General features: G+C 58.7%; 14 protein-coding genes. 4 read left to right on the top strand and 10 right to left on the bottom strand.

Annotated elements, in window-relative coordinates:
• Window positions 1-20: 20 nt before the first annotated feature.
• A complete protein-coding gene (locus II896_01165; protein ID MBQ4443255.1) occupies window positions 21-2,384 on the bottom strand; it encodes a DUF5110 domain-containing protein in 2,364 nt (787 codons plus the stop codon).
• A gap of 1 nt (window position 2,385) precedes the next feature.
• Window positions 2,386-3,987 (bottom strand): GTPase HflX, encoded by a 1,602-nt coding sequence (hflX, locus tag II896_01160; protein ID MBQ4443254.1) that lies wholly within the window; start codon window positions 3,985-3,987, stop codon window positions 2,386-2,388.
• A 164-nt stretch (window positions 3,988-4,151) separates the two neighbouring features.
• Between hflX and II896_01155 the strand changes: the two genes are divergently transcribed.
• Complete coding sequence (locus II896_01155) at window positions 4,152-6,596, top strand: glycoside hydrolase family 3 C-terminal domain-containing protein (GenBank protein ID MBQ4443253.1); 2,445 nt, start codon at window positions 4,152-4,154, stop codon at window positions 6,594-6,596.
• Between the two features lie 109 nt (window positions 6,597-6,705).
• Here the strand turns inward: II896_01155 and II896_01150 are convergent, their stop codons facing one another.
• Genes II896_01150 through II896_01130 form a run of 5 tightly spaced genes read right to left on the bottom strand, consistent with a single transcriptional unit; the run spans window position 6,706 to window position 14,853 of the window.
• Window positions 6,706-7,884, bottom strand: coding sequence for an L-serine ammonia-lyase, iron-sulfur-dependent, subunit alpha (locus II896_01150; GenBank protein MBQ4443252.1), 1,179 nt, complete (start codon window positions 7,882-7,884; stop codon window positions 6,706-6,708).
• A 6-nt stretch (window positions 7,885-7,890) separates the two neighbouring features.
• Window positions 7,891-9,189 carry a hypothetical protein gene (locus II896_01145; GenBank protein ID MBQ4443251.1) on the bottom strand — a complete coding sequence of 433 codons (1,299 nt, stop codon included), beginning with the start codon at window positions 9,187-9,189 and terminating at the stop codon, window positions 7,891-7,893.
• The gene (locus II896_01140) at window positions 9,189-12,491 is read right to left on the bottom strand and encodes a hypothetical protein (GenBank protein MBQ4443250.1); all 3,303 of its coding nucleotides are present in this window, start codon (window positions 12,489-12,491) and stop codon (window positions 9,189-9,191) included. Before II896_01140 ends, II896_01145 begins: the two co-directional genes overlap by 1 nt.
• Complete coding sequence (locus II896_01135; GenBank protein MBQ4443249.1) at window positions 12,488-13,057, bottom strand: prepilin-type N-terminal cleavage/methylation domain-containing protein; 570 nt, start codon at window positions 13,055-13,057, stop codon at window positions 12,488-12,490. Before II896_01135 ends, II896_01140 begins: the two co-directional genes overlap by 4 nt.
• A gap of 8 nt (window positions 13,058-13,065) precedes the next feature.
• Entirely contained in the window at window positions 13,066-14,853 is a 1,788-nt protein-coding gene (locus II896_01130; GenBank protein MBQ4443248.1) for an InlB B-repeat-containing protein, read from the bottom strand.
• Between the two features lie 336 nt (window positions 14,854-15,189).
• Between II896_01130 and II896_01125 the strand changes: the two genes are divergently transcribed.
• The 3 genes from II896_01125 (at window position 15,190) to rho (ending at window position 18,608) form a co-directional block, all read left to right on the top strand.
• A complete protein-coding gene (locus tag II896_01125; protein MBQ4443247.1) occupies window positions 15,190-16,356 on the top strand; it encodes a ribose-phosphate pyrophosphokinase in 1,167 nt (388 codons plus the stop codon).
• A 42-nt stretch (window positions 16,357-16,398) separates the two neighbouring features.
• Window positions 16,399-17,046 (top strand): MBL fold metallo-hydrolase, encoded by a 648-nt coding sequence (locus II896_01120; protein MBQ4443246.1) that lies wholly within the window; start codon window positions 16,399-16,401, stop codon window positions 17,044-17,046.
• Window positions 17,047-17,159: 113 nt separating this feature from the next.
• A complete protein-coding gene (gene rho, locus II896_01115; protein MBQ4443245.1) occupies window positions 17,160-18,608 on the top strand; it encodes a transcription termination factor Rho in 1,449 nt (482 codons plus the stop codon).
• 107 nt (window positions 18,609-18,715) lie between these two features.
• Here rho and II896_01110 read toward each other — a convergent pair whose 3' ends face one another.
• From II896_01110 to II896_01100, 3 genes are read right to left on the bottom strand one after another with little or no spacing between them, the layout of a single operon-like run.
• Window positions 18,716-20,083 carry an NAD(P)/FAD-dependent oxidoreductase gene (locus tag II896_01110; GenBank protein ID MBQ4443244.1) on the bottom strand — a complete coding sequence of 456 codons (1,368 nt, stop codon included), beginning with the start codon at window positions 20,081-20,083 and terminating at the stop codon, window positions 18,716-18,718.
• Window positions 20,084-20,095: 12 nt separating this feature from the next.
• Window positions 20,096-21,001, bottom strand: a complete 906-nt coding sequence (locus tag II896_01105; GenBank protein ID MBQ4443243.1) for a hypothetical protein — start codon at window positions 20,999-21,001, stop codon at window positions 20,096-20,098.
• Window position 21,002: 1 nt separating this feature from the next.
• A complete protein-coding gene (locus tag II896_01100) occupies window positions 21,003-24,287 on the bottom strand; it encodes a hypothetical protein (protein ID MBQ4443242.1) in 3,285 nt (1,094 codons plus the stop codon).
• Between the last annotated feature and the right edge of the window lie 17 nt (window positions 24,288-24,304).

The raw sequence follows: 24,304 nt of genomic DNA, 5'->3' as shown, positions 1-24,304 counted from the left end.
TAACGATAATAGTAGCGGCATCAGCGTTTGTCCCGCTCGGCGTTCATGCCGCGCTGAATGGCCTGCACCTCTTCGACGGGAAGGCGCAGCGCCTTGCCCGCGCGCAACTTGGCCATAGGCCGCTTGACCATATAGCCGAACCGACGAAGCTTGCGCCCGTGATTCATCTGGTAGGACGAAATGACGTCGATGACCTGCTCCTTGACGGGGGCGTTGTCGTGGTAACGGCACGATTCGAGGCATACCGTCACCCCCTTATCCGCGTCAAACGCGACGGTGAACGCCCCGTCGACCAGGGGTTGGGACACGCCGTCGTATACGACAGTGCCCGCGTCCACGTCGGCGAAACGCAAGGTGACCTCGCGGCGAGAGGGCACGACGCTTTCGTCCCCCTCGAAGGGCGCTATAGTGAAGGTGAGCCGATTGCCCTCCTCGCGGACGGACATCTCGGTCTTGGCGTAAACGCCCCGTTTGTAGGCCTTGGTCTCGCCGTCGTCCTCGTATAGAACGAATTGACCGTTGCCGTGATAGATATATACCTCGAGGGGTTGGTCGTTGGACAGATTGTTGCTGTCCGCGTCGCGGTACATGGGAATGATGGCGCCCGCCGAGGCCAGCACGGGTATCTTGGTGAGGTCGCGGCACATCGTGTAGTAGCGTCCGCCGCGATAGACCGCGCCCGTGAAGACGTCGGTGTAGGTACCCTCGGGCAGCCATACCTTGACCGAAGCGCGCATAGTGGTCTCGTTGGCCTTTTCGGTGATGGGCGCGACGATGAGTTGGGAGCCGAAGCGGTACTCGTTGGGCACGGTGTAGGCCTCGGGGCTGAGCGGATTGCCGTAATACATGGGCTCGCACAGGGCCACGCCCTCTTTGTGCGTGCGGTAGGCCGCCGAATAAATGTACGGAATGAGACGGTGGCGCAAACGCATACAGTCGCGTATGGTGCGGTGCGCCTCGCCCCCGCAACGCCACGGCTCCTTGCTCATAAACTCGTTGGCCGTGGAATGCAGGCGATGAATGGGGCTGAAAATGCCGAATTGCACCCAACGCGTGAACAGTTCGTCGTCCTTGCGGCAGAAATGATGCCCGCCGATATCGTGGCTCCACCAAGTGTAGCCCGCATTGGCGGCGTTGGCCGTAAAGTAGGGTTGGAAGCGCAGACTCGCCCAATTTTGGGCGCTGTCCCCCGAAAAGCCCAAGGGGTAGCGGTGCGAACCGTCGCCCGCATAGCGCGACAAGATGAGGGGACGCTTGTCACCTCGGTCGGAATCGAGGTAGTGGTAGTGATTGACCGCCCAAAGGGGATCCAACCCCTCTACGTCCGAGCGTTTGCCCTGCTGCCAATCCAACCACCAGAAGTCCACGCCTTCCTTCTCCAAGGGGTGGTGCAATACGTCGAAATAGGCCTGTAAAAACCGCTTGTCGCCCAATTTGAAGCGAATGTACGGCTTCTTGTCGGGATCGAGCCCCATCGCCTCGCACATCTCGGGATATCTGTCCTCGAAAAAGCGCACGCCGTGCGAGGGGTGCACGTTGAGCGTGACGTGGTAGCCGCCCTCTTGAAGCCGACGGAGAAATGCCTTGTGATCGGGGAAGAGGTCGGTATTCCAACTGTAACCCGTCCAACCGGGCATGAACTTGGCCATGGCTCTGTCGGCGAAGTTGCGCCCGCCCTTGGCCTTGGCCTCTTTGCCGAAGCGCTTGATGACGTCAACCCAATGCCAATCCATATCGATGGTGGCCACCGTGACGGGGATTTTCTCCCGCTCGAAGCGCGCGATAACGCCCTCGTACTCCTCTTGCGTGTAGGCCTTGTAGCGGCTCCACCAGTTGCCCAAAGCGTACTTGGGAATGAGGGGCACTTGGCCGCAAATGCCATAGAATGCGCGCATACACGCGCGATAGTCGCGGCCATAGGCGAAGACGTAATAATCCTTGCCGGCGGCGCGCTTGACGATATCCTCGCCCTTGAGAAGAAGGCTGTCGTCCGTCATAACGGTAACGCCGCCCGCCGAGACGAGTCCCTCGGACAATTTGATGGCGCCCCACGCGTTGTCCAAAGTTCGCGCGGTGCCTTTGAGATTGCCGCGAGCGAAATCCGTGACGACGGCGTTGCCCAACTTGACGTGTAGCAACTTGCCCTTGTCGGACACGGCGAATGCGGCGCGGGACGTGGTGACGGTGAGAACGCCGTCCTGCTGCGTGGTCTGATAGCGAACGACGCCCAAGTTGCGATGCCACACCTTTTGGGTGGGATAATCGCTGAACGGCTTGGTCTCCACGCGCAGAAGCCCGTCGCATATAACGCTGACGCGGGCGTCTCCGTAGACGTAGGTATTCTCGGCGGCGGCAGGCGCCATGGGAATGGAAAAACGCGACATATTACTCTCCTTCTTGGGTTAATTTTTGCTTGATAAGACGGCGAAGGTCGTCTATGCCCTCGCCCGTCTTGGCGCTGACGCGGACGGCGTCCACCAGCCGCGGCAAGGGGCCCGAAACCCCTCGGTCGACCTTGTTGTACACGATAAGGGTGGGGGCGTATGCCCCTATTTGGTGCAAAACGTCCTCTACAACGTCGAACTCCTCGGTCATATGCGGACTGCTGCAGTCCACCACGTGCAACAGCAAATCGGCATAACGCGCCTCGTCCAAGGTGCTCTTGAACGCCTCGATAAACTCGTGCGGCAAACGGCGGATAAAACCGACCGTGTCCGTAAGTAGATATTTGTAACCGTCGTCCCACACCGTGCGGCTGACCGAATCCAAGGTGGCGAACAGTTTGTTCTCTTCCAATACGCCCGCTTTGGTGATATAGTTCATCAACGTGCTCTTGCCCGCGTTAGTGTAGCCCACGATGACCACGTTTTTGAGCCCGCCCGCCTGCCGCGTTTGGCGACGGGAATCGCGCTCCTCTTCGAGTTTTTTGAGTTTCTCCCGAACCTGCACGATTTGACGGCGAATGGTGCGGCGGTCGGTCTCGGCCTTGGTCTCGCCCGCGCCCGCCATGGCGTGTAAGCCGCCGCGCTGACGGCTGAGCCCCTCTTCCCCGTTGCCGACCAAAGGAAGGCTGTGCTGTAACCGCGCCAACTCCACCTGCAACTTGCCCTCGTTGGTGGTGGCGTGGCGGGCGAAAATGTCCAGAATGACCGTGGTGCGGTCGATGACCGTAAGCCCCAAGGCGTTCTCTAAATTGCGGATCTGCACGCCCGACAGTTGGTGGTCGCAAATGACGGTATCTACCCCTTTGACTTGGCAAGTAAGCGCCAGCTCGGACACTTTGCCGCTACCCACGTAGGTAAGGCGGTCGGGCTTCTCTCTCTTCTGCACGAGCTCGTCCACGGGGGTATACCCCAACGTGAGGGACAATGCCGCCAACTCGGACAAAGACTCCTTGACGTCGCGTTCGTCGCCCGCGTGAACCAACAGACAACGCCCCGCCTCGCGCTCGGGTATGGCCTGCCGCTTGGTATCGGCCTCGGCCACGCCTATGCGCCCCAAGAGATCGGCGTCGTCGAAATGACTGCCGCGAATATAGACCTTCTCCACGCCCGCGGGGGTGAGATAGGCCACTTCCATATCCACTACTCTGCCGTCCCGAGCGCCCACCGCGCACATACAGTCGAAGCGCGAAGCCGTGAGAGCGCTGACGTCCACGTCGGACAAACGCCCCGACGCGTTGGGGTGGGTGTGAATGCAACGCACGCCGTTAAGCCGTTTGTCGCTCCGTTTCTTGCTGAGGTCTTTGAGGGGGACGGTGGACGCGTTGCCTACGCCGATGGCCAATAGTCGGCCGCTACGCGACAAAAAGACGCACAACTCCCGATTGAGAGAAAGGGAAGTGCGCACCATCTCGGCAAGCAACTCGCGGTCGATAAAAAGGGTGCGGTCGTATTGCTCCGGCCACTCCTTCATCGCCCAAAGGGTCGCTTTTTTGATACCTTCCAAATTGCCGTATATCATATCGTGCACCAAAACCGCGTCCACGGTGGGACGCCTATATTATTGTAGCGCGAAAGGCGCGAAAAGTCAATAGAGATAGACGGAATACTCGCGCACGCACGCAAAAATGAGTATTGACATCGTTTCGCTATTATTATATAATCAAAATAGAGTATAATGGCGGCTTGCGGTCGCCGAAAGGAGTATATATGGACGAAGCAAGAGTAAACGAAATACTCGCCGAAATGGCGATAGAAGAAAAGGCCGCGCTTTGCTCGGGACTCGACTTCTGGCATACCAAGCCCAACAAGAGATTGAAAGTGCCCTCCGTGATGATGACCGACGGCCCGCACGGAATGCGCAAAGAGGACGATACGGATACGTCCGTGGGTATGAAACGCTCTATCCCCGCCACCTGCTTCCCGCCCGCCGTGACCTGCGCGTGCACCTGGAATCCCGACCTCTTGAAAGAGATGGGCGCCCATATCGCCGACGAAGCGAGAGCGCAAGGCGTGGTGACAGTGTTGGGCCCCGGCACCAATATCAAGCGTTCGCCCAAAGGGGGCAGAAACTTCGAGTATTACAGCGAAGACCCCTACCTCGCGGGGCAACTGGCCGCCGCGTATATTGCGGGCGTGCAGGGAAAAGGCATCGGCACCTCGCTCAAACACTTCGCGGTGAATAGCCAGGAATACCTGCGTATGAGCATCTCGGAAGTGGTGGACGAGCGTACCTTGCGCGAAATCTATTTGCCCGCCTTCGAGAACGCCGTCAAGCAGGCCCAACCCGCCACCGTGATGTGCTCGTACAACCGCATAAACGGCACCTACGCCAGCGAAAACAAGTATTTGCTGACGGATATACTCCGCGACGAATGGGGCTTCGAAGGCATCGTCGTGAGCGACTGGGGCGCGACTTCCGACCGAGTGAAAGGCGTGGAAGCGGGGCTGGACCTCGAAATGCCCTCCTCGTTCGGCTACAACGACAAGAAGATCGCCGAGGCCGTGAAAGACGGCAGTCTGAAAGAAGAAGTCCTCGACAAAGTGGCCAAGCGTATGCTGACCTATATCCTCAAATACAGCGAGCAAATCACGCCCGATTTTGAATACGACTACGAAAAGAGCCACCGTTTGGCCCGCCGCATAGCGGCCGAAGGCGCGGTGCTTCTGAAAAACGAAGGCGGCCTGTTGCCCCTCCGCAAAGGGGAAAAAGTGGCCATTCTCGGCGCGCTCGCCAAAGAATCGCGCTACCAAGGCGCGGGCTCCTCGCTCATCGTGCCCAAACACCTCGTGCACCTGCCCGAAGTGCTGGACGCGGCGGGACAGCCCTACGACTATGCGGACGGCTACTCGCTGAAAGGGGACGGCATGGACGAGGCGCTGATCAAAGAGGCCGTGGAAGTGGCCAAAAAGAACGACAAAGTGGTCGTGTTCGCGGGACTAACCGCCAACTACGAATCCGAAGGATTCGACCGCAACAATCTCGACATTCCCGCCGGGCACACCGCGCTCATCGAAGCCGTGCGCAAAGTCAACGAGAACGTCGTGGTGGTGCTGGTGGGCGGCGCACCCGTGCTGACGCCTTGGGCGGACGACGTACCCGCCATTCTCAACGCGTACCTCGCGGGCGAAGCGGCGGGCGAAGCCTATTACGACGTGCTGTGGGGGGACGTCAACCCCTCGGGCAAATTGGCCGAAACCTATCCCATGGCCGACGAAGGACTGTCGGACAAATACTTCCAACAAGGACCGCGCACCGTGGAACACCGCGAAGGTTTGTACGTGGGTTACCGCTACTACGACAGCGCGAAGAAAGCCGTGCGCTTCCCCTTCGGGCACGGGTTGAGCTACACGACCTTTGCCTACTCCGACCTCAAAACATCCGCCAAAACGGCCACCGAGGACGAGGGCGTGGACGTGACCTTCCGGGTGACCAACACGGGCAAAACGGACGGCAGCGAGATCGCGCAAGTGTACGTGACGGACGAAGTGAGCACCGCCTATCGCCCCCAACAAGAATTGAAGGGCTTCTGCAAAGTATTCCTGAAAGCGGGCGAAAGCAAAGAGGTGACAATCCACCTTGATAAGCGCAGCTTCGCCTACTACAACGTGAATGAAAAGGATTGGGTGGTGGAAAGCGGCGTGTTCGTGCTGTCGGTGGGCGCGTCCTCGAGAGATATACGCCTGACCGAAAAAGTGACCGTCATAGGCCGCGACGGCGTCAAACAGGACGACCGCAAAGGCGACCTGCCCGCCTATTATGATATCGCGGGCGTGGACGCCATACCCGACGAGCAATTCCGCGCCTTATTGGGCTTCGACATCCCCGACAATACGCCCTTGAAAAAAGGCGAGTTCGATATGTGCAGTACCGTGCGCGACCTCAAAGCCACCCGCTTCGGCAGGGCGTTCGCCAAGGTAGGCGTCAAGGCGTTGAAGGGTACGGTGAAAGACGGCGATATGACCACGATGATGATGATGGAAGCGGGCTTTTTGGACGTGCCTATCCGCAACTTCGTGGGTATGAGCTCGGGCATCGTGACGCACAAGGTCGCCGAGGGCGTGGTGGAGCGTGCCAACGGCCACTTCTTCAAGGGCTGGGGGCATATCCTGAGCGGCGTTCCGCACGCCATCAAAGCCTTGACCAAGAAATAGGATTGCCTTTGCCGACGGCACTCGACATAGGTTAGGCGCGAAACGCGCATCGTGAGAAACAAAAACGCCTTGTCCGAACGTCGGGCAAGGCGTTTTGGTATACGGGAAATCAATCGTCGGCGTACAGTTTGGCGAGGCCGCCTTTGGCCGTCTCGCGGTAGAGCGAAGTGAGGTCCTTGCCCGTCTCGAGCATGGTTTGGCATACCATATCGAAGGTGATCTTTTCGTCGTCGGGCATGAGAAGGGAAGCCAAATCGTAGGCGTCCACCGCACGCTTGGCGGCGACGGCGTTGCGCTCGATGCAGGGAATCTGCACGTAGCCGCAAATGGGATCGCAGGTAAGCCCCAAGTGGTGCTCCAAGGCAATCTCGGCGGCTTGCTCGATATGCCGATTGCTCATACCGCGCACGTAGGCGTAGTAGGCGGCGGCCATGGCGCACGCCGTGCCCACCTCGGCCTGACAGCCCGCCTCGGCCCCCGAAATGGACGCGTTGCGTTTGACCAGATTGCCGAACAGGCCCGCAACGGCCAAGCCGTCCACGACCGCATCCCGCGTCAAGCCCAACTGCTCGACCGAATAGCGAACGACGGCGGGCAATACGCCCGAAGAGCCGCAGGTGGGCGCGCATACGATGCGACCGCCGCACGCGTTTTCTTCGGACACGGCGTAGGCGTACGCGTACAACCTCGCGTGTATATCCTTGGCGGCGCGGTACATACGCGGCGCTTTGCGGTCGATTTGCAACCGTCCGGGCAACTTGCCCTGCGTCCGTAGCCCTCGCTCGACCGCCTCGTTCATCACGTCGGCGACCGTCTGCAAAAAATCGCGCACGGACTCGCCCTCGAAGTGCATCACGTACCCGCAGAAATCCAACCCGTGCATATCGCAATACGCCTCGATCTCGCGTAGGCTGTTGTGGTGATAGATCTCGGTGGCGGGATTGGGCGCGTCACCCACGCGGACGATACTGCCGCCGCCTATGGACACGTAGGTCTCGGTGACCGTTTCGCCCAAAACCTGCGCCTCGAAACGCATCGTGTTGGGGTGGTCGCACGGCGCGTCCGCGTCGAACAGTACCTCGTGCGGTCTGTCGCCCAAGGTCTTGTCTACGATATAATCGGTGAGGTGCCCCTCGCCCGTCTGCGCCAAAGAGCCGAACAAGGTCACCTTGACGTAGGTCGCGTAGGGATAGCGCGAAAGAAAATCTTCCGTCGCCCGTTTGGGCCCCATCGTGTGGGAGGAAGAAGGGCCGTTGCCTATCTTGAAAATCTCTTTGATACTTTCCATAAAAGTCTATCTCTCGTCCGAAGTGTAGGAATATAAATCGCCGAACGGCGTCTTGATAAGGGGAAGAGCGCGCAAATAGGCGGAATCCTTTTCCTGCCGATATTTGCCCTCGAAAACGTAGTCCGCCACCCGCAGCATATCGTACTCGGCGAAGGCTACGTCCGCCGTATACGGACGGTTGTTTGTCCGTAAAACGGTGGTGACGTGGCGGGCAAATTGCGCCGTAAGGCCGTCGTTGCTCTTGATGAGCACGCCGGGCATAAAGGCCTGCGGCATCTTGTACGCGCCGAATTTGCGATAGTAGGCGGAAAGACTGTCCACCGCCTTTTGGTAGTCCTCGCGATCGGCGGACAAGGCGAAACGGCGGGCATACGCCACGCTATCCGCGATAGGTCTGCGCGGATTGGCCGAACGGGCGCGGCACCAGCCGCGATAGGACGAAGCCCATCTTTCCTCGTGCGAAACGCCCGAAAGAGAAAGCACGGTATCGGGACGCTCGGCGACGGGGACCAACGAGAACGCGCCTGCCTTGGCGACGAAGGGATTGGGCACCGTCTCCCCGTCCACTACGACGGTGGGAACGACCTCGTCGTCGACTTTGACGGTGACGGTCTGCCCCGCCTCGGGCAACAGGGGCGTAATCTCTATCTTGGGCGCAAATCGCCGCACGAAGCGCCAGAACGCCTCGATATTCTCGTAGGCGAACACCGTCCACTCCCAAGCAACGGTCTCCTCGGGCGCAAGCGTCCCTGCGGGCATAAACGCGATGAGATCCCCTCTTTCGGTAGGACGCAAACGCTCCTCTTTGACGGCGGCCACCCTGCCCTCGTGCATAACGAGGCCGTAGCCGTCCGACGCGCCGTTGAAACGGGCGTTGGCCATATAGAACACGTCGCCCGCCAACAGACAATGCGTAAAGGCGCGGTAGTGAATAGCCACCCTACGTATATCGTATTGCTCGGCAAAGGTGACGTAGACGCCCACTTCGCCCTCGGCGATGGAAATAGCCTTTTTGCCCACGTTTTGCCAAACGTAACGCTCGGTATAGCCCTCGTCCGTGAGGGTGCGCGTGACCGTAAGGCGAAGGTCGGTCATATACTCGTAGACGTGGCGAACGCCGTCCGCTATCCCCTCGCGCTTGTCGAGATAGCACATACCGTAGGGCATACCGAAAACCCCGCGTATCCACGTGAAAGGACGGGCGGATGGCACCAACTCAAGGCTCTCCACCTGCCCCGTGCAGTAATGCCACCCGACGCGGGCCTCGCCGCGTTCGATTTCGATGGGCGCAGAGGATTTTTTCATCAGAATTGCACCAACGCAAAGCCGTTGGCGTAGGTGTAGGTATAGGAGAACGTGCCGCTGAGCATGAGCGCCAAGCGGGCGTCGTTGATGGCGTCCTTGAACTGCTGTTCGGTGGGTTGGGACGCGATGTACATCTCGATAGTCCGCTCGCCCGCGCGATACATCGCCTTGAAGGCGTCGGTAAACTCGGACGTGTCGGCCGCATAGAGAGAACGGCCCGCCACTTGGGTATTGCGATAATAGTCGTAGGCCTCGGCGGTGGCAAGCGTATCAACGCATACACGATCGCCGTCCTTTTCGCTGTGATTGGCTTGGAGCACGTCGTCCGACACCATGAAGTAACGGTGCGTGACGCAATCGGCCGCCTTGCTCCAAGTGGCGTCCACGCAGTACCATACGCCGCCCACCTCGACCTTGTTCCAGGCGTGCGCTTCGCTACTGCCCGACGAATTGATGCCCACGCCCGACACCTTGACGCACTCGATGCCTTCCACCAAACACAAGATGCGGAAAGCGTCCGAAATGCCGTCGCAAACGGCGACCTTGCCCACCAACGCGCCGTAGGCGTCGAAGGCGCTGGACGTCAAAGCGTCCAAGGCCGCCACCATGTCGGCGTAGGTCGTCTGGGCGCATACGCCCTCGATATCCGTATCGAGCGAAGTGCCCGTATAGCCGCGCGACGTCACTTGATTGCGGGCGTAATCTTTGATCTGCACCATCGTATCGGCCTCGAACTGCTCGAAGGTGGCAAGCCAGTTCGTCCAAAACGCCTTGGCGCCGGGCTCCGCCGCGCGACGACGCACCAAAGCGGAGGCGGCACGGTAGTTGGTGCTACCGTTGACGTCCTTGCGCTCCTCGTCCGAGAACGCGTTCCATTGATTGGTGGCAACGGCGGCGTTGTGCCATACCGCGTATTGATTGTGCTCCAAAATGCCGAGATTGTTGGTGATTTCGTACCAGACCAACGAATAATAATCGTAGGTGACGTAGCGGGCCAGATAATCGTAGAACACCTGCAACTTCTGCACGTCGGTCATGCTGTCGCGAACGTAGGTCTTGCACACGTCCAAAGCCGCGTCGTAGGCGGCCTTGGCCAGCGTAGTGGCCGTATCCACGCCGCCGAAGACGGGTTTGACGCCCAAGGGAAGGTCGGCCAAAGCCTGCACGTTGGCCACCTTGGCGGTGGTGGTAAGCCCCTCGATATAGGTCGTGCGCGAAGTGGCGTTGGCGGTAAGCAGGGTGCGCGTATCGCCGTATTCGGCCGCTTCGATGCCGTTGACGTGCGACTTGGCAATCTGTTGATTGAATTTGACCGTGACGGTCAACTCGCAGGTATGCGAGGAAGAATCAAACGTGCCGGACAGGAGAATGGAACAACTGTACGGAGAACTGTAGCCCGCGTTGGACTCGGCCAAAAGCATATTGAGCACGGCGTTGGTGTCGGTGGTCTTGACAACGTTGTCGTCCACGAACACCTTTATCTCGGAAGTGCCGTACTCCCCTTTGGTGTAGTCGATATTGCCGCCGTAGGACAAGAACTTGGCCACGTCGATAAACTCGGCGATGGAGCCTACGTAGAGGTCGGGCTTGCGCCCCTCGAACTCGTAGCGGGCCTCGAGGTAGGGATAGGCCTTGTCCGTGGGGTGTATGGTGTAGGACGTGGTGCGGTCGTTGGTGGGACAATAGACCGTGAAGGTGTGCGCGTCACTCTTGACCAACTCGCCCAAGTTGACCGCGTCGTCCGCCGTCAAGCGACGGGCCGCGCCGTCCAACTGATAGTAGTGCTGAGTGCCGCCGCAATCGCAACGGAACTTGCCGTAGGCCACGGTGACGTCCTCGTCGTAGGACAAGACCACGTCGTAGGGCGCGGACTGCGAATTGTAAATCTGCAACGAGAAATCCGCCGATTGGGGCGCTTGCACGCAATAGGCGTATTTGTCCGCGTGCAAGGTGGCGAGATAGGACGCTTTGAGGGTGACGGACGAAGCGTCGAAGGTGTAGTCGGCGGTGGAAATGCCCCCGCCGATGACGGCGGTAGCGCCCGCGGGTACGCCCGTCAATTTGAGGTCCTGCCCCGAAGCTACGTCGTACAAAATGGCGGCGGGCAAGGAAACGTGCACCGTAAGGGATATGGCGTGCTCGTCCCCCTGACAATCGGTATAGGTAACGCGCAAGACGTGGTCGCCCTCGCCTACGCCGTAGACGTAATCTCGCGGAATGACCAACTGCGACGAAGAGAACGTATATTGGTCGGCCGAAAGCGCCGCGCCGTCGTAACTGACGCCGACGAGAGTGTTGGCGTTGACGACCAAACCGACGACCAACGAGGCTTTGGACAACTCGTAATCCATCTCCTCGATGGGAAGGCCCGACCCGCCCACGAACGACATGGGCCTGGTGTCCGTGACGGTGACTAAAACGTGATGCACGCTCAACGTACCCACCACGCGCATATAGTGCAAGCCGACCGTCTGCTCGCGGAGCATATCCGCCGACAAGGTCAACAGCCCCGAGAAGGTCTGCGACAGCACTTCGCCGTCCCATTCCACCTCGCGGGGGGAATATTCGTCGTAGGTGAACGACGCGTCCTTTTTGTCGTAAGCGGCGCTCTCCGCCGTCTTGGCCGAAGCCGCTACGTACGAAACGACTTTCTCTTTGGCGGCGTAGTTGTAGCCCGCTCTGCCGGTGACCGTGAGCACGACCGTTTGATCGGCCGTGGCGTCCACCGTCAAAAGCGCGAAATTGGCGCGGCTGTCGACCGTGGCGTCGCCCACGCGCAAGTGCACGACCTCGGCGCCCTCCACGTCCGACCAAACGCACAAAATCCTGCCGTCGTCCACGCGCAACGCGTCCACCGTCACTTCGTCCAGACTGACCTCGGCCTCCACCGTGTAGGTGACGCCGTCCGCATCCGCGACGAAGGGACTGTTGATATATTTATCCCCCGTGGTCTCGGCGCGAACGAGGAAAAGGTAGGCGCCGGCAGAGAGGGAAAGCACGGAAGGATCGAAAGAATTGGGCAATATAACCCGCTCGTCCAAGACCTCGTGCGTGGTCTTGTCGATACATTTGATACGATATTGGTCGGCACCCGAAACGGCGTTCCACACGACGACGCCGTTGTCCAACCGCATGGTGGGCGTGGCCAACGTCTGCACTTCGGGCGTGACGTTCTGCTCGTTGGTCTTGTCTTTGCCGGCGATGGAATCCATCCACTCGACAATCTTGGCGCAACCCGTCAAAGAGAACGACAGTACGACGAAACACGTAATAACACATAAAACCACGCAGACTTTTTTCACGTTACGGCACCTCCGGCTCTGAATTCTTTGTCCTTTTTGTCTTTTTTGATATACCAGATACGCACGACTTTGCAACTATACGGCGAAACGCCGCCCACGGCTTGCTCGGGTGAGCACGGATTGCCCTGTGCGTTGACCATGGGTGTGGAAGAGCCCTTGGCGTAGAACTGCACGCAAACGACGATGGTATCTATATAATTGTACATATTGGGATCGGGCGCGTCGCTGATGGTCGTCACCTCGATATCGAAGACGTCGGTATGATTGTTGGACGAGCGCAAAAGCTCCTGCATACCGCGCGCCGTCGCCAGCGAATACCCGGCGACACGCGGGGTTTCGCCCACTTTGGTGGCGTCGTTGTATTTGGTGCGGATATACCCCACCTGCTTGCGCACGTCGTCGAAGTACGCGATGAGTTGCTCGTCGGTCGTCTTCTTGATGCCGCTGCGTATGGCGGGCGTGACGGCGGCGGCCAAAATGCTCATAAGGGCGATGACCAGCGCGAGTTCCACCAACGTGAAACCCAAAGGACTCTTGAACACTCTACGCAACTTACACATTTTCATAAAGCCCCCTATGCCTGCACCTCGCGCCATACGGCGACGACGGTCATATCGGATTGCACGCGCAAGGACGCGTCGTAGTCCTGCCAACAGACGAACTCGTACCCGTCGCGCGTGGGTTGCTTGGGCAAAGCCAGCACGTCGCCCGCGCAATAATAGGTGTCGAACGAACGCCCTTCTTCCACCTGCCAGGTGACCACGTAGTCGTAGCTGCTGTTCTTGTCCAAAGTGAAGGTGATGTCCTTGGTGACCACGTAATCGGGCGTCCAATTATTCCAACTGTAGGCGTAGGCCTTGTCGTCCTCGTCGGGATAGAGCGGATAGGGATAGGGCTTGATCGCCTCGTCGTAATCGATGACCGTGCCGTAGGACAACTTGTACGAGGCAAGCGTCTGCCCCTTGTATTTGAACGAAACGATGTAGAGGCGGACGTGCATATTGAACACGGCCACGAAGGTAACGTCCGCAGCGAGCGTCATACCTTCTTCGTACCCGCTCCAATGGGAAAAGGTGTACGCGTAGGAATCGGTGGCCTCTTTCTCGGGAGAGACCTCGGGCAACTCGATAGGCGTGCCGTAAGGCGCGGTGGTCTCCTCGCCGTATGCGGTACCGTCGGGCAACGCGAAGCGATAGGTGTAGCGGTTGACGGTGGCGCCGAATACGGCCACCGCGACGAGATCGCCCTCGACGGAGGCAAGTCCCTCGTCCGCTATGCCGTCCTCGTCCGTATCCCACCCCACAAAAGCGAAGGTAAATTCGGCGGTGGCGGCACGGGTGGGCGCGGTCTCCTCGGGATAGGCGGCCGCCGCGCGATAGGTCGTTTGGGCCTCGGTCGTTGCGCCGTCCACGTCGAACGTGACGGTATAGTAGCGCGCCGCTTCCTCGTAGAGCGCCCACGCCTCGAAGTCGGCGTACAGGCGGAATTTGTTTTTGACGTCGTCCTTGACGCCGTCCTCGTCCACGTCCCAACCGAGGAAGGTATAGGTCTTGTCCTCGGTGGAATCTTTGGTGGGAGAAGGCAAGGTGATCTGCGTGCCGTACTCTACGGTGCGCACGTAGTCGACCTGCCCGTTCTGCAAATGCAGGGTGTAGGTATAGCGATTGGTAATGGCGTCGTAGGTGGCGTGCACGACCATATCCTGCCGCACGTCGTTGTAGTCCCCCTCGTCGGAGACCCACCCCGCGAACTCGTAACTGTATTCCTCATCACCCTCTTTTTTTGGCGGAATGGGGGGCGTGGCAAACGAACCGTCGGGCACCCGCTCCACGGACAACTCCTCGTCGTCTTCGCCCCGGAACGTGACGACGTACACGCGACGATAGACGCCCGTGATGGTGACGTTCTCGGTAAGCACGGCGGGTTTGCCCGTCCACTCGCCGAACACGTAGCCGTCCTTGGGGGGTGCGGCGGGATAGACGATATCCCCCACCGAAGCCGCCTGCCGCGTGCCGACGAACGTGCCGTCGTCCATCACGAAAGTAATCGTGAAGGTGTTGGTCTTGATCTGCTCCTTGACCCAGCGGCCGTAGAGGGTGGTATCCGCGGTGACCTTGCCGGGGTTGACGTACTGCGTATAGGAAGAATCGATGTACCAGCCGTCGAAAACGTAGCCCATTTTCTCACCGACGTCCAAGCCGGTGGAGAGGAACGCGGTGCGCGTCATATCGCGGAAGGGAGTGCCGTCTATGACGAAATGCAGATTGACGTCTTCGGCCTCGACGAAACCGCACGACGATAGTGCCAACGCCGTCGCGCATAGAAGAACGATGAAGATAAACGTAATCAATCTGCGTGTCATATACATACGCGGTGCGTGCGCATACGCACCATACTCCCACTATATTGTACTATACAAAACCATATTTGTCAACAACCAAAGCACGGCGGGCGCGACAAAACGGACGAGGGAGCGTTCGGGCGCGTCGAACGCGGAGAAGAAAATCGAAAAATGCGGGATTGCACGAGAAAAACGGCGATTTGCGGCGCACGGTGCGATGCGCGAATGCGAATGGAAACACATGGAAACGGGCGCGGAACAAACAAAATAGAGGCAATCTGCAAAAAACGTTTGCCATTCGATGTACGCTATGATATGATATATACATATCAAAATATGCGTACATAGGAGGATAACATGACAGCGTTTTTGGACACGACGTTCGACTTCGACAAGCAACGGCCCAACCTCGGCATCATCACTTTGGACGGGGCAAAAGATTTTGCCAAAATGGTAGACGGGTATCTGGTGCAATGGTACAACGCCGAAGCGGAGAAGCAAAACAAGCCTTTCCGCAAATCCACCTTCATCCTGGATTGCGTGTTTCCGCGGTTCACCTCGGGCGACGGCAAAGCGCTCATCAAGGAATCCGTGCGCGGTATGGATATCTATATCGTATGCGACGTAGGCAACTACAGCATCAAATATAATATGTTCGGTCAAATGGTGCCCATGTCGCCCGACGATCACTACGCCGACCTCAAGAGAGTCATCGGCGCCATCGGCGGCAAGGCCGCGCGTATCTCGGTGGTAATGCCCATCCTCTACGGTGGCAGACAGCATCGCCGCACCGCGAGAGAGTCGTTGGACTGCGCCATGATGCTGCAGGAATTGGAGAATCTGGGCGTCAAGGAAATCATCACCTTCGACGCGCACGATCCCAGAGTGCAAAACGCCACGCCGTTGGTCGGCTTCGATAACTTTATGCCCCCCTATCAGGTGATGAAAGCCCTGCTCGGCAAATATCGCGATCTCGAGATGGACAAGAACCACTTTATGGTGGTATCGCCCGACGAAGGCGCGTTGGGACGCAATATGTACTACGCGTCCATCCTGGGCGTAGACCTCGGTATGTTCTACAAGCGGCGCGACTACTCCACCGTGGTCAACGGCCGTAACCCCATCATTGCGCACGAGTATATCGGCAGTTCGGTGATGGGTATGGACGTCTTTATCGCCGACGATATCATCGCGACGGGCGAGTCTCTCCTCAGCCTGGCCCAACACCTCAAACAGCAAGGCGCCAACCGCATCTTCCTGTGCGCGACGTTCGCGTTGTTCACCGAGGGCGTGGAGAAGTTCAGCAGAGCGTATGCGGAGGGGTTATTCGACGCGGTCGTCACCACCAACCTCACCTACAACAATCCCGAGGCGTTGGCCGAACCTTGGTTTATCGTGGCCGATATGAGCAAGTTCACAGCGTACATCATCAGCAGTTGCAACCAGGATATGTCCGTGAGCGGCTTGTTGGATCCGCACGATAAAATCACGGAACTTATTGACAAACGAAATCAAATCGGTTAAAATATAAAAAGAGTTTTCGACAAATTCGATATTGGAGGCTATATGAACATAAGATGGCTCGGCCATTCCTGCTTTGTGCTTACCGAGAGTACCGGCACCGTTATCGTTACCGATCCGTACGGAAAGGAAGTGGGTTTTTGTATGCCTCCCATATCGGCTGACGCCGTGTCCGTGTCGCACAAACACTACGACCACGCCAACGTCAAAGCGGTCGGCGGCAATCCCAAAGTGCTGGACAGCGTCGGCTCGTACGAAATCAACGGCGTGCATATCGCGGCGTTTTTGACCTATCACGACGAAGAGAAAGGCAAGAAGCGGGGCGAGAATAACGTGTTCAACTTCCGCTTGGACGGCGTGGACGTATGCCACTTGGGCGATATCGGCCAACCCTGCACCGCGCGTATCTGCGACGCCATCGGTTCGGTGAACGTGCTGCTTATCCCCGTGGGCGGCAACTACACCATAGACGCCGAAACGGCCAAGGACTACGTGGACAAAATCATGCCCGACATCGTCATTCCCATGCATTATAAGACCGAGGACTGCAACATCGACATAGACGAAGTGGACGCTTTCCTCGATTTGTTCGACGAAGAGGATATCACCTATCTGGAGGGGGATAGCCTCGATTTGGATCGCACGCAATTCGACGGCGACTACTCGACAAAAGTCATCGTTTTCCGTCGCTAATCGCATCGTTATTCGCGCCCCACGGGCGTATACTTATTTTAGGCAAACCCTAAACTCATTGCCGCATTTGGCATTTTTCTTTACGACGATATTTTACCATATACGGAGGTTTTATGGATAAAACTTTTTGGAATGAAATCACACACGAGGCGTTGCGCACTCTGCCCTTGCCCTCGTTGCGCGCATTGGCGAAACGTGCGGGCATAACCGACTACTTCTTTATGTCTTCCACCGCCATTTGCGAAGCGCTTTTGGCCAAAAAAGCCCAATACGTGGGGGAGGTATTCGATACCAAAGAGGGCGTTACGCCCGAAAACGCGACCGAGCAGACGAGAGAGGAAGGTCAAACCAGATCGTCCAGACCTTTCGTGCGCGACGCACTCGGCAAAGAGGGCTTCGCCGAACAAAGCGCGGGGCCCGGCGAAATACGCGAAGGCTTGTTGGAAATACTGCCCGACGGATACGGATTTATCCGCGTGGAGGGCTTCCGCAACACCCCCAAAGACGCCTACGTGGCAGCCGTGCGTATCAAACGGTACAACCTGCGCATGGGCGACAATATCCGCGCCTACGTCCGCACGACCACCGAGGGCAAGCCCCCCGCCGTCGTCGACCTCATTTCGGTCAACGGACACGAGAATTGGACGCCCGAAACCCCGCGTCCCACCTTTGAGAACTTCACGCCCGTCTATCCCGACCAGCGATTCCGCTTGGAAGTCGCGGGCAAGCGCAACGAATTGGCGACGCGCTGTATAGACCTCATCGCCCCCATCGGCAAAGGACAGCGCGCGATGATCGTTTCGCCCCCCAAGGCCGGTAAAACCACCCTGCTGAAAATGGTCGCCAACTCCTTGACGACCAATCACCCCGAAGTAAAACTGCTGGTGCTGTTGATCGACGAGCGTCCCGAAGAAGTGACGGATATGCAACGAAGCATCAAGGGCGACGTGTACTACTCCACCTTCGACGAGGAATGCGACAATCATATCAAAGTGGCCGAAATGGTGCTGGCGAGAGCCAAGCGCTTGGTGGAAGAGGGACAAGACGTGGTCATACTCCTGGACAGCCTGACGCGTATGGCGCGCGCCAACAACGTAGTGGTGCCCTCCTCGGGCAAAACCCTGTCGGGCGGCGTGGACCCCGTGGCGCTCTATTTTCCCAAACGATTCTTCGGCGCGGCGCGTAATATCGAAAACGGCGGCAGCCTGACCGTCATCGCCACCGCGCTGGTGGATACGGGCAGCCGTATGGACGATATCGTGTACGAGGAATTCAAGGGCACGGGCAATATGGAAGTGCATCTCGACCGCAAACTCAGCGAAAAGCGCATATTCCCCGCTATCGATTTGGCGCGTAGCGGAACGCGCAAAGAGGAATTGCTGTTGACGCAAAAAGAGCTGGAAGGCGAGTACAATCTGCGAAGACTGTTGGCGTCGGGTGACAGCCAAGAAGCGGCCGAAGCCATCATCAACCTGATGAGCAAGACCGCCTCGAACGCCGAATTCCTGCAAGGGCTGGAACTGCAAATAGCGAAAATGCGCAAAGACGGATTCCGTATTTGACGCAAAACGAAAAAAGTGCGCTGCCGCAAGGCCGCGCTTTTTTCTTGCCCGAGTGAACGGGAGTTTATCGTTTTTTCGTACTTGATTTTTGTAAATGCACCGAGAATTTATCGTTTCTTGTCGTACTTGGCGGTCACTCTGTCCAACGTCTCGATATGCCCGTCGTATTTTCTGCGCCACTTGGCGACGCGCTTGGCGTCGTACCGCTTGGGCATCTTGCCCGCGATGGAAGACGCTTTGAGCCCGTGCCCGACCGCGGCGAGCAATTTGCCGTTGACGGAAGGTTTGAAAATCAACTTGCACACGGTGGCAAGGAACGCGCCCAAGGGAAGGGGAGGCTTGCCGTACCCTTTGGCCAGCATGACGTAGGCCAACTCTTTGTATTGCAGGAACTTGCCCGACAACGCCCAATCGAAAAGCGAAGTGGGCCAGCGCAACGCGCAACGGCGCAAGGCGTCCAAAAAGGCGAAGCCTTTGCCCAAGACACGCATATACTCGACGTAGAAACCCCACATTCCCTCGGCGGTAAAATCGGGCGTCTGTTGCGACGCCACGTAATCCGCGAAGATTTGACCGCCCTGCATAGATGCCTCGATGCCGCTCCCCATCACGGGAATGGTCATAAACGCGCTGTCGCCCAAAACGACGTAGCCGTCGGCGACGGGACAGGCAATGCCCTTGCGCAAGCAGATAGGTACGACCTGACCGTGCAGCAACTCCTCGCCGAAGATGGCGTGACGCGCCCGAAGCTCGTCGATCATCCGGTCGATCTGCGCTTGCGTCAAGCCGCCCATGCGGGCGATGAGCACGTCGCACTCGCCGTCGGGGCCGTAGTTGCACCAGGAGATGCCCTCCCAGCCCAAGGGGCGCACGGACATGGTACAGCGCACGCCGTCGGCGAACGTCTCAGCACCCTCGGGCACGCGATAGAACGCGCGATATCCGTACAAAACGTCGGTGTCGCGCGGGGTGGCCTGTACGCCGTACTCGGCGGGCACTTGCGCCCGCAATGGCGAGAAAAGCCCGGTAGCGTCTATGACCAAATCGTACCGCAAGGGGGTGCCGTCCACGACGACGCCAACCACTTTGCCCTCCTCTATCCATAGATCCGACACCGCTTGACCGAAGCGGCACGTTGCGCCCGCCTTCTCGGCCAAGTCCACGAAATAATCCGTGAGCCGACGGCGTAAAACCGAAATCTCTTCCATAGGTTTGAGCACGGGTACCGCCAAAGCGCCCTTCCAATCGGGCGGAACGAACACCCAATTCGGCTTTTGTACGTAGGCGGCTTCGGGCAAGGGGGGCAAGCCCACTTTCTCGAAAATATCCGAGCGGATGTCGTCGCGCCAAGGATAACTGACGGCGCCGCGCTCCTTGCGCTCGTAGACGGTGACGTCCGCGCCCTTTTGCGCCAATTTGACGGCGGCTACCATGCCGCCCTGCCCCATACCGATAACGGCGATCTTTGCTTTCATAGTGACTCCTTATTATTTGAGAATGACGAATTCGTTGAGCAACGAAGTCTCGGGAATGTTGATAAACGGAACGTCTCTGACTTCATCCATGACCGCTTTGACGTTGGCGAACGCCTCCATTTCGCAGTCGTCCATAATGCGCCCGAGACAATGCTTGTGCACGAATAATTCGTAATGAAACCCGCTGTCCACGTCGAAGTCCGCCTTGTTGATATAGGGCGTTATGTATTCCGCCTCGGCGCGGCATACTTCCGTCCATTGTTTCATCGTGGCTTCCAGCGTGTGCCCGCGCGTGTAGTAATCGCGGACGGTGCGACGGATAAGCCGCAATTCGTCGGGCGACAGCACGCGCCCCGAGGGCATGAGGTACGAACGACGGGGTTTGATGCCTATTTTGCAAAACCGCGAACGGTCGTGCCCCTCGACGAGTATGGGATTGAGCGCGTGAATGCCCTCGATGAGGACGATATCCTCGGGATAGAGGCGAAGAAGGGAAGCGCGCGGCATGGACTTGCCCGTGAGAAAATCGTAGCGGGGAAGCTCCACCCACTCGTCCTTCATAATGCCCGCGATGGTCGTGTGCAACGCCTTCAGGTCCAACGCCGCGAGCGAATCGTAATCTCTCAATCCCGAGGGAAGAAAAGGCACTTTGTCACGGTCGATAAAATAGTCGTCCATGCAAATGCGGTGCGCACGCACGCCGTAGTGCTCGATCCTGTCCGCCAGCAAGTTGCAGAAGGTAGTCTTGCCCGAAGAGGACGGGCCCGCTATCATCGCCACGCGCAACTCGGGCACTTCGTACAACTGCCGCGCGATGCGGTCGACCTGCCGATCGAAGCCTTCCTCTGCGTCGAACACAAGCTGCGCCATGTCGAAGCGCGCCATTTGATCCACTTTGCTCCAATTGATCTGTTCCATTTTACCTCGCAAATCTAAACCACGCTTGGGGTTTCCACGTATCCAACGCCGCGTATTCCGCGGCGAATATCGTGCTGATATAGACGGCTTTGGCGTACACCTTGGACGTGGATTGCAGGAAATCGCACGGCGCGGCCTGTACGCACATCATAGAAAGGGTTTCGCTGATATCCTCTTGATTGTTGGCCTTGCCGTACGTCGTGAGGAAGTAGGCGGATAGGCCGTTGGTGCGGTCGTACACGCCGCGGGTGTTGTTGTTGGCGGCGACGTACGTCTTGCCTTTGTAGTAGTACGGCACGCCACCGTTGTAGGTGGACAACGCCGACGTGGAAAGAAGATTGTTTTGCGTGGTCGCCGAAGAGGAAAAATACAGCAAGTGGAAGTTCTCGTGCACCATAATGTTGTAGTAGGTGCTGTACATACTTACGTCGCGTTTGCGCGTGGAGAAAGCCGAATACCACACGTTGTTGCCGTCGTCCGTAAGACCGTAGATGACGTTGGTGCCCTTGCGAATGCTCTTGCACAAATAGTAGGTGACCTTGGCGTTCACGTCGGCAAGGTCTATCATGACGTTGTGCCCGAAGACCTGCAAGGCGTACTCCACGCCGTGCAGAAGGCGCATGAGTTCGCCCACGTCCGAAGTGGCGCTCAACTGCGTCATGGAATAGTCGGACGTATGCCCCGCGCGCCACGAAGCCGCGTAGTAGATATTGACCTTGAAGTGGTTGGCAAGAAGTTCCGCGCCCGACGAAACGCTCTCGAACGTGCGGGCGGTCAAGTTGGCCTTGACGGCGCCCATATATTGCAGGGGACGACCGTTTTGGGCGGTGACCGTGGAAGCGCGCACGGGATCGTGCGCGACGCCCGCCGCGCCGTCGCGGCCGCGGGTGCCGTTGTAGGCATCGGTGACGCCCGTACCCGCAAGGCCGCCTTTGCCGCCCGTGGCGGACGAACCGGCTATCAAAACGAGACTGCCGGTAAAATCGTAGGTGAGGGACTCGGCGTATATCGCGTAGCCGCCCAAGCCGCCGTTGCCGCCCAAGCCGCCATTGCCCGCGTAGGTGGCGGCGTCCGTGGCGTCGAGGCCGTTGGTGCCGTCCGTGCCCGAGGAAGCGTCGCCCCCTTTGAGCGTGAGACTGCCCGCGCCGGACAACGTGAGATCGTAGGCGCATACGGCGTTGCCGCCGTTCTGCCCCGCAAAGCCGTCCATACCGTCCGCAAAGCGCATATCGCCCGCGTCGTCCGCTATCATAAAGCCGATGGTGGACAAGGCGTAGGCGTCGCCCGCCGCGATATAATTGGCGTTCTCGGCGACCAACGTGACCGTGGCGTTACCGCCGAAATCCAGCACGGTGTCGGTGAAGCCGTTGTCGACGATCACGCCGAAGCCGTTGAGATAGACGGTGATGGCGTCCGTGGTGAGAAAATAGAAATAGAGATTGGTGTAGCAGGTGCCCAAATTGCCGTCGTAGGCGCCGACTAACGTCAAAACGTCCACGTCGTCGCTGACGACCACCACGCTGTCCGCGGCCGCATAGGGCAAGCCGCGCAAGTCCAGACTGACCACCGAGTGGCCGTCGAACAAGTGCGGATCCGCGTCCAAATCCGCCCAACGGGTGAACGCGGGACTGTAGGAATAGGCGTCCACCTGCAAGGTGACGCGATTGGACGTGACGCCGTCCGCAGACCGCGCTTCTACGACCACCTCGCCGTAGGCGGAGGCGTTGGTGACCGTGAATACGTTGCCTTCGATAACGCCGAACGCATTGCCCTCGACGACGTAATAGACTACGTCCCCAAATGAGGCGTTCTGTGGCGAGACCGTCGCCTCGAACGTGACGGTATCTCCCTCGTGTAAACCCGTAGTGGGATCGGCGGTGGACAACACCACTTCCGCGACGGGAACGGGCACCACGCGGAACTCCAACAGTCCGAAGACCGAGCCGACCGAGCCTTTGACAACGACGGCGTCGTTACCCTCGCCCATCGAAAGGAAGGTGAGAGTATCCCCGTCTATGGCGCAATAGTCCGCGCCCTCTTCTATGGTATAGACGACCGTGCCGACCGCATCGCGCGGAGAGACCTCGGCAAAGACGCGGCGCACGTCGCCCACCTCAACCGATGTGGAGCCGTCCGTAGACAGGACGATTTGGGTGGGTTCTACGGCGACGGTAACGAGGTGCAACTCGCTGTGCCGGCCGTCCGCCGTGGCGCGAATGACGATGGCGACGCCTACCTCGCGCGTGATAACGCGGTAACTGCCCGTAGTGGGCAACGTCTCCACGTATTCCGCCCCCTCCACGACCGTATAGGTAACGGATCGGTAGGTAGCGTCTATGGGGTATACGCGACAAGCCGTAGTGACGACCTCGCCGTACGACACGCGATAGCCCTCTTCCTGACGGCTGAGAACGACGCTTGAGACGGGCGTCTTGACCACGGTAAACGACACGGTGCGCGCGACGGTGCCCGCCGTAACCTTGACGGAGAACTCGCCCTCGGGCGCGTCCTCGGACACGTAGACGACGTCCTCGCTTAGCGTGACGAACAAATCGGCGAAATCGCTGCGCTCCTTCTCGAAGCGAAGATCGACCGTAGCCATGGCGGGCGTGACGGCGGTCTCGATGCGGACGCTATCCCCTCGGCGCAAGGTGGTCCGCTCAACGGAAAGCGCCAAATCGGTGGCTTGCACGGTGGAAACGGGCACGACCAACGGCGCGGAACGCACGCCGCCCGCTTCGGCCACTACCTCGACCGTGCACGACCTGTCCGCCAAAGGCGAGAGGGTGAGCACTTCGCCCTCAAGGCGCGCGCACTCCGCTCCGCGCGTGAGCGTATAGGTTATTACGTTGTCGTCGGCATAGGCGGGCGTAACGACGGCGGACAAGGTGAGTGATTCTCCCGCCCGCATGGGCGACACGGGGGCGAACGAAACCCCTTCGACGGGCGTGCGGCCTATGGTGCAACGCACGGACTCGCTGTAGATGCCCGCGGTGACCTTGACGACGATGTCCGCGCCGACTACCGCCGAATTGAGCACTTTGAGTTTCTTGTCGTAGATATAGCAAAACTCCTTGCCTTCGACGATCTCGAACTGCACGCCGGCGGCGATGATGGACTTGGATATCTCGGCCGAAAGCCCTATCTCGGCGCCTCTGTAGACCTCGCCGTCCAACTGGATCTTGATAAGGGGTTCTTTCTCTTTTTCGCACGCAAAAAACGAGACGGAAATCACCGCCAGAAGCAAAATAAGCAAGATGAAAACACGCGTGCGCACCTTTCTCATACTATTATTATACTACA

The sequence above is a fragment of the Clostridia bacterium genome, from assembly GCA_017394805.1.
Classification (GTDB): Bacteria; Bacillota; Clostridia; order Christensenellales; family CAG-1252; genus RUG14300.
This window is presented reverse-complemented; position numbering and strand designations above follow the sequence as displayed.

Excerpts from the sequence above, each read along its gene's own strand:
- II896_01165 (MBQ4443255.1), bottom strand. The coding sequence starts at position 2,384 with ATGTCGCGTTTTTCCATTCCCATGGCGCCTGCCGCCGCCGAGAATACC.
- II896_01155 (MBQ4443253.1), top strand. The coding sequence starts at position 4,152 with ATGGACGAAGCAAGAGTAAACGAAATACTCGCCGAAATGGCGATAGAA.
- II896_01150 (MBQ4443252.1), bottom strand. The coding sequence starts at position 7,884 with ATGGAAAGTATCAAAGAGATTTTCAAGATAGGCAACGGCCCTTCTTCC.
- II896_01145 (MBQ4443251.1), bottom strand. The coding sequence starts at position 9,189 with ATGAAAAAATCCTCTGCGCCCATCGAAATCGAACGCGGCGAGGCCCGC.
- II896_01135 (MBQ4443249.1), bottom strand. The coding sequence starts at position 13,057 with ATGAAAATGTGTAAGTTGCGTAGAGTGTTCAAGAGTCCTTTGGGTTTC.
- II896_01130 (MBQ4443248.1), bottom strand. The coding sequence starts at position 14,853 with ATGACACGCAGATTGATTACGTTTATCTTCATCGTTCTTCTATGCGCG.
- II896_01125 (MBQ4443247.1), top strand. The coding sequence starts at position 15,190 with ATGACAGCGTTTTTGGACACGACGTTCGACTTCGACAAGCAACGGCCC.
- II896_01120 (MBQ4443246.1), top strand. The coding sequence starts at position 16,399 with ATGAACATAAGATGGCTCGGCCATTCCTGCTTTGTGCTTACCGAGAGT.
- rho (MBQ4443245.1), top strand. The coding sequence starts at position 17,160 with ATGGATAAAACTTTTTGGAATGAAATCACACACGAGGCGTTGCGCACT.
- II896_01110 (MBQ4443244.1), bottom strand. The coding sequence starts at position 20,083 with ATGAAAGCAAAGATCGCCGTTATCGGTATGGGGCAGGGCGGCATGGTA.
- II896_01105 (MBQ4443243.1), bottom strand. The coding sequence starts at position 21,001 with ATGGAACAGATCAATTGGAGCAAAGTGGATCAAATGGCGCGCTTCGAC.
- II896_01100 (MBQ4443242.1), bottom strand. The coding sequence starts at position 24,287 with ATGAGAAAGGTGCGCACGCGTGTTTTCATCTTGCTTATTTTGCTTCTG.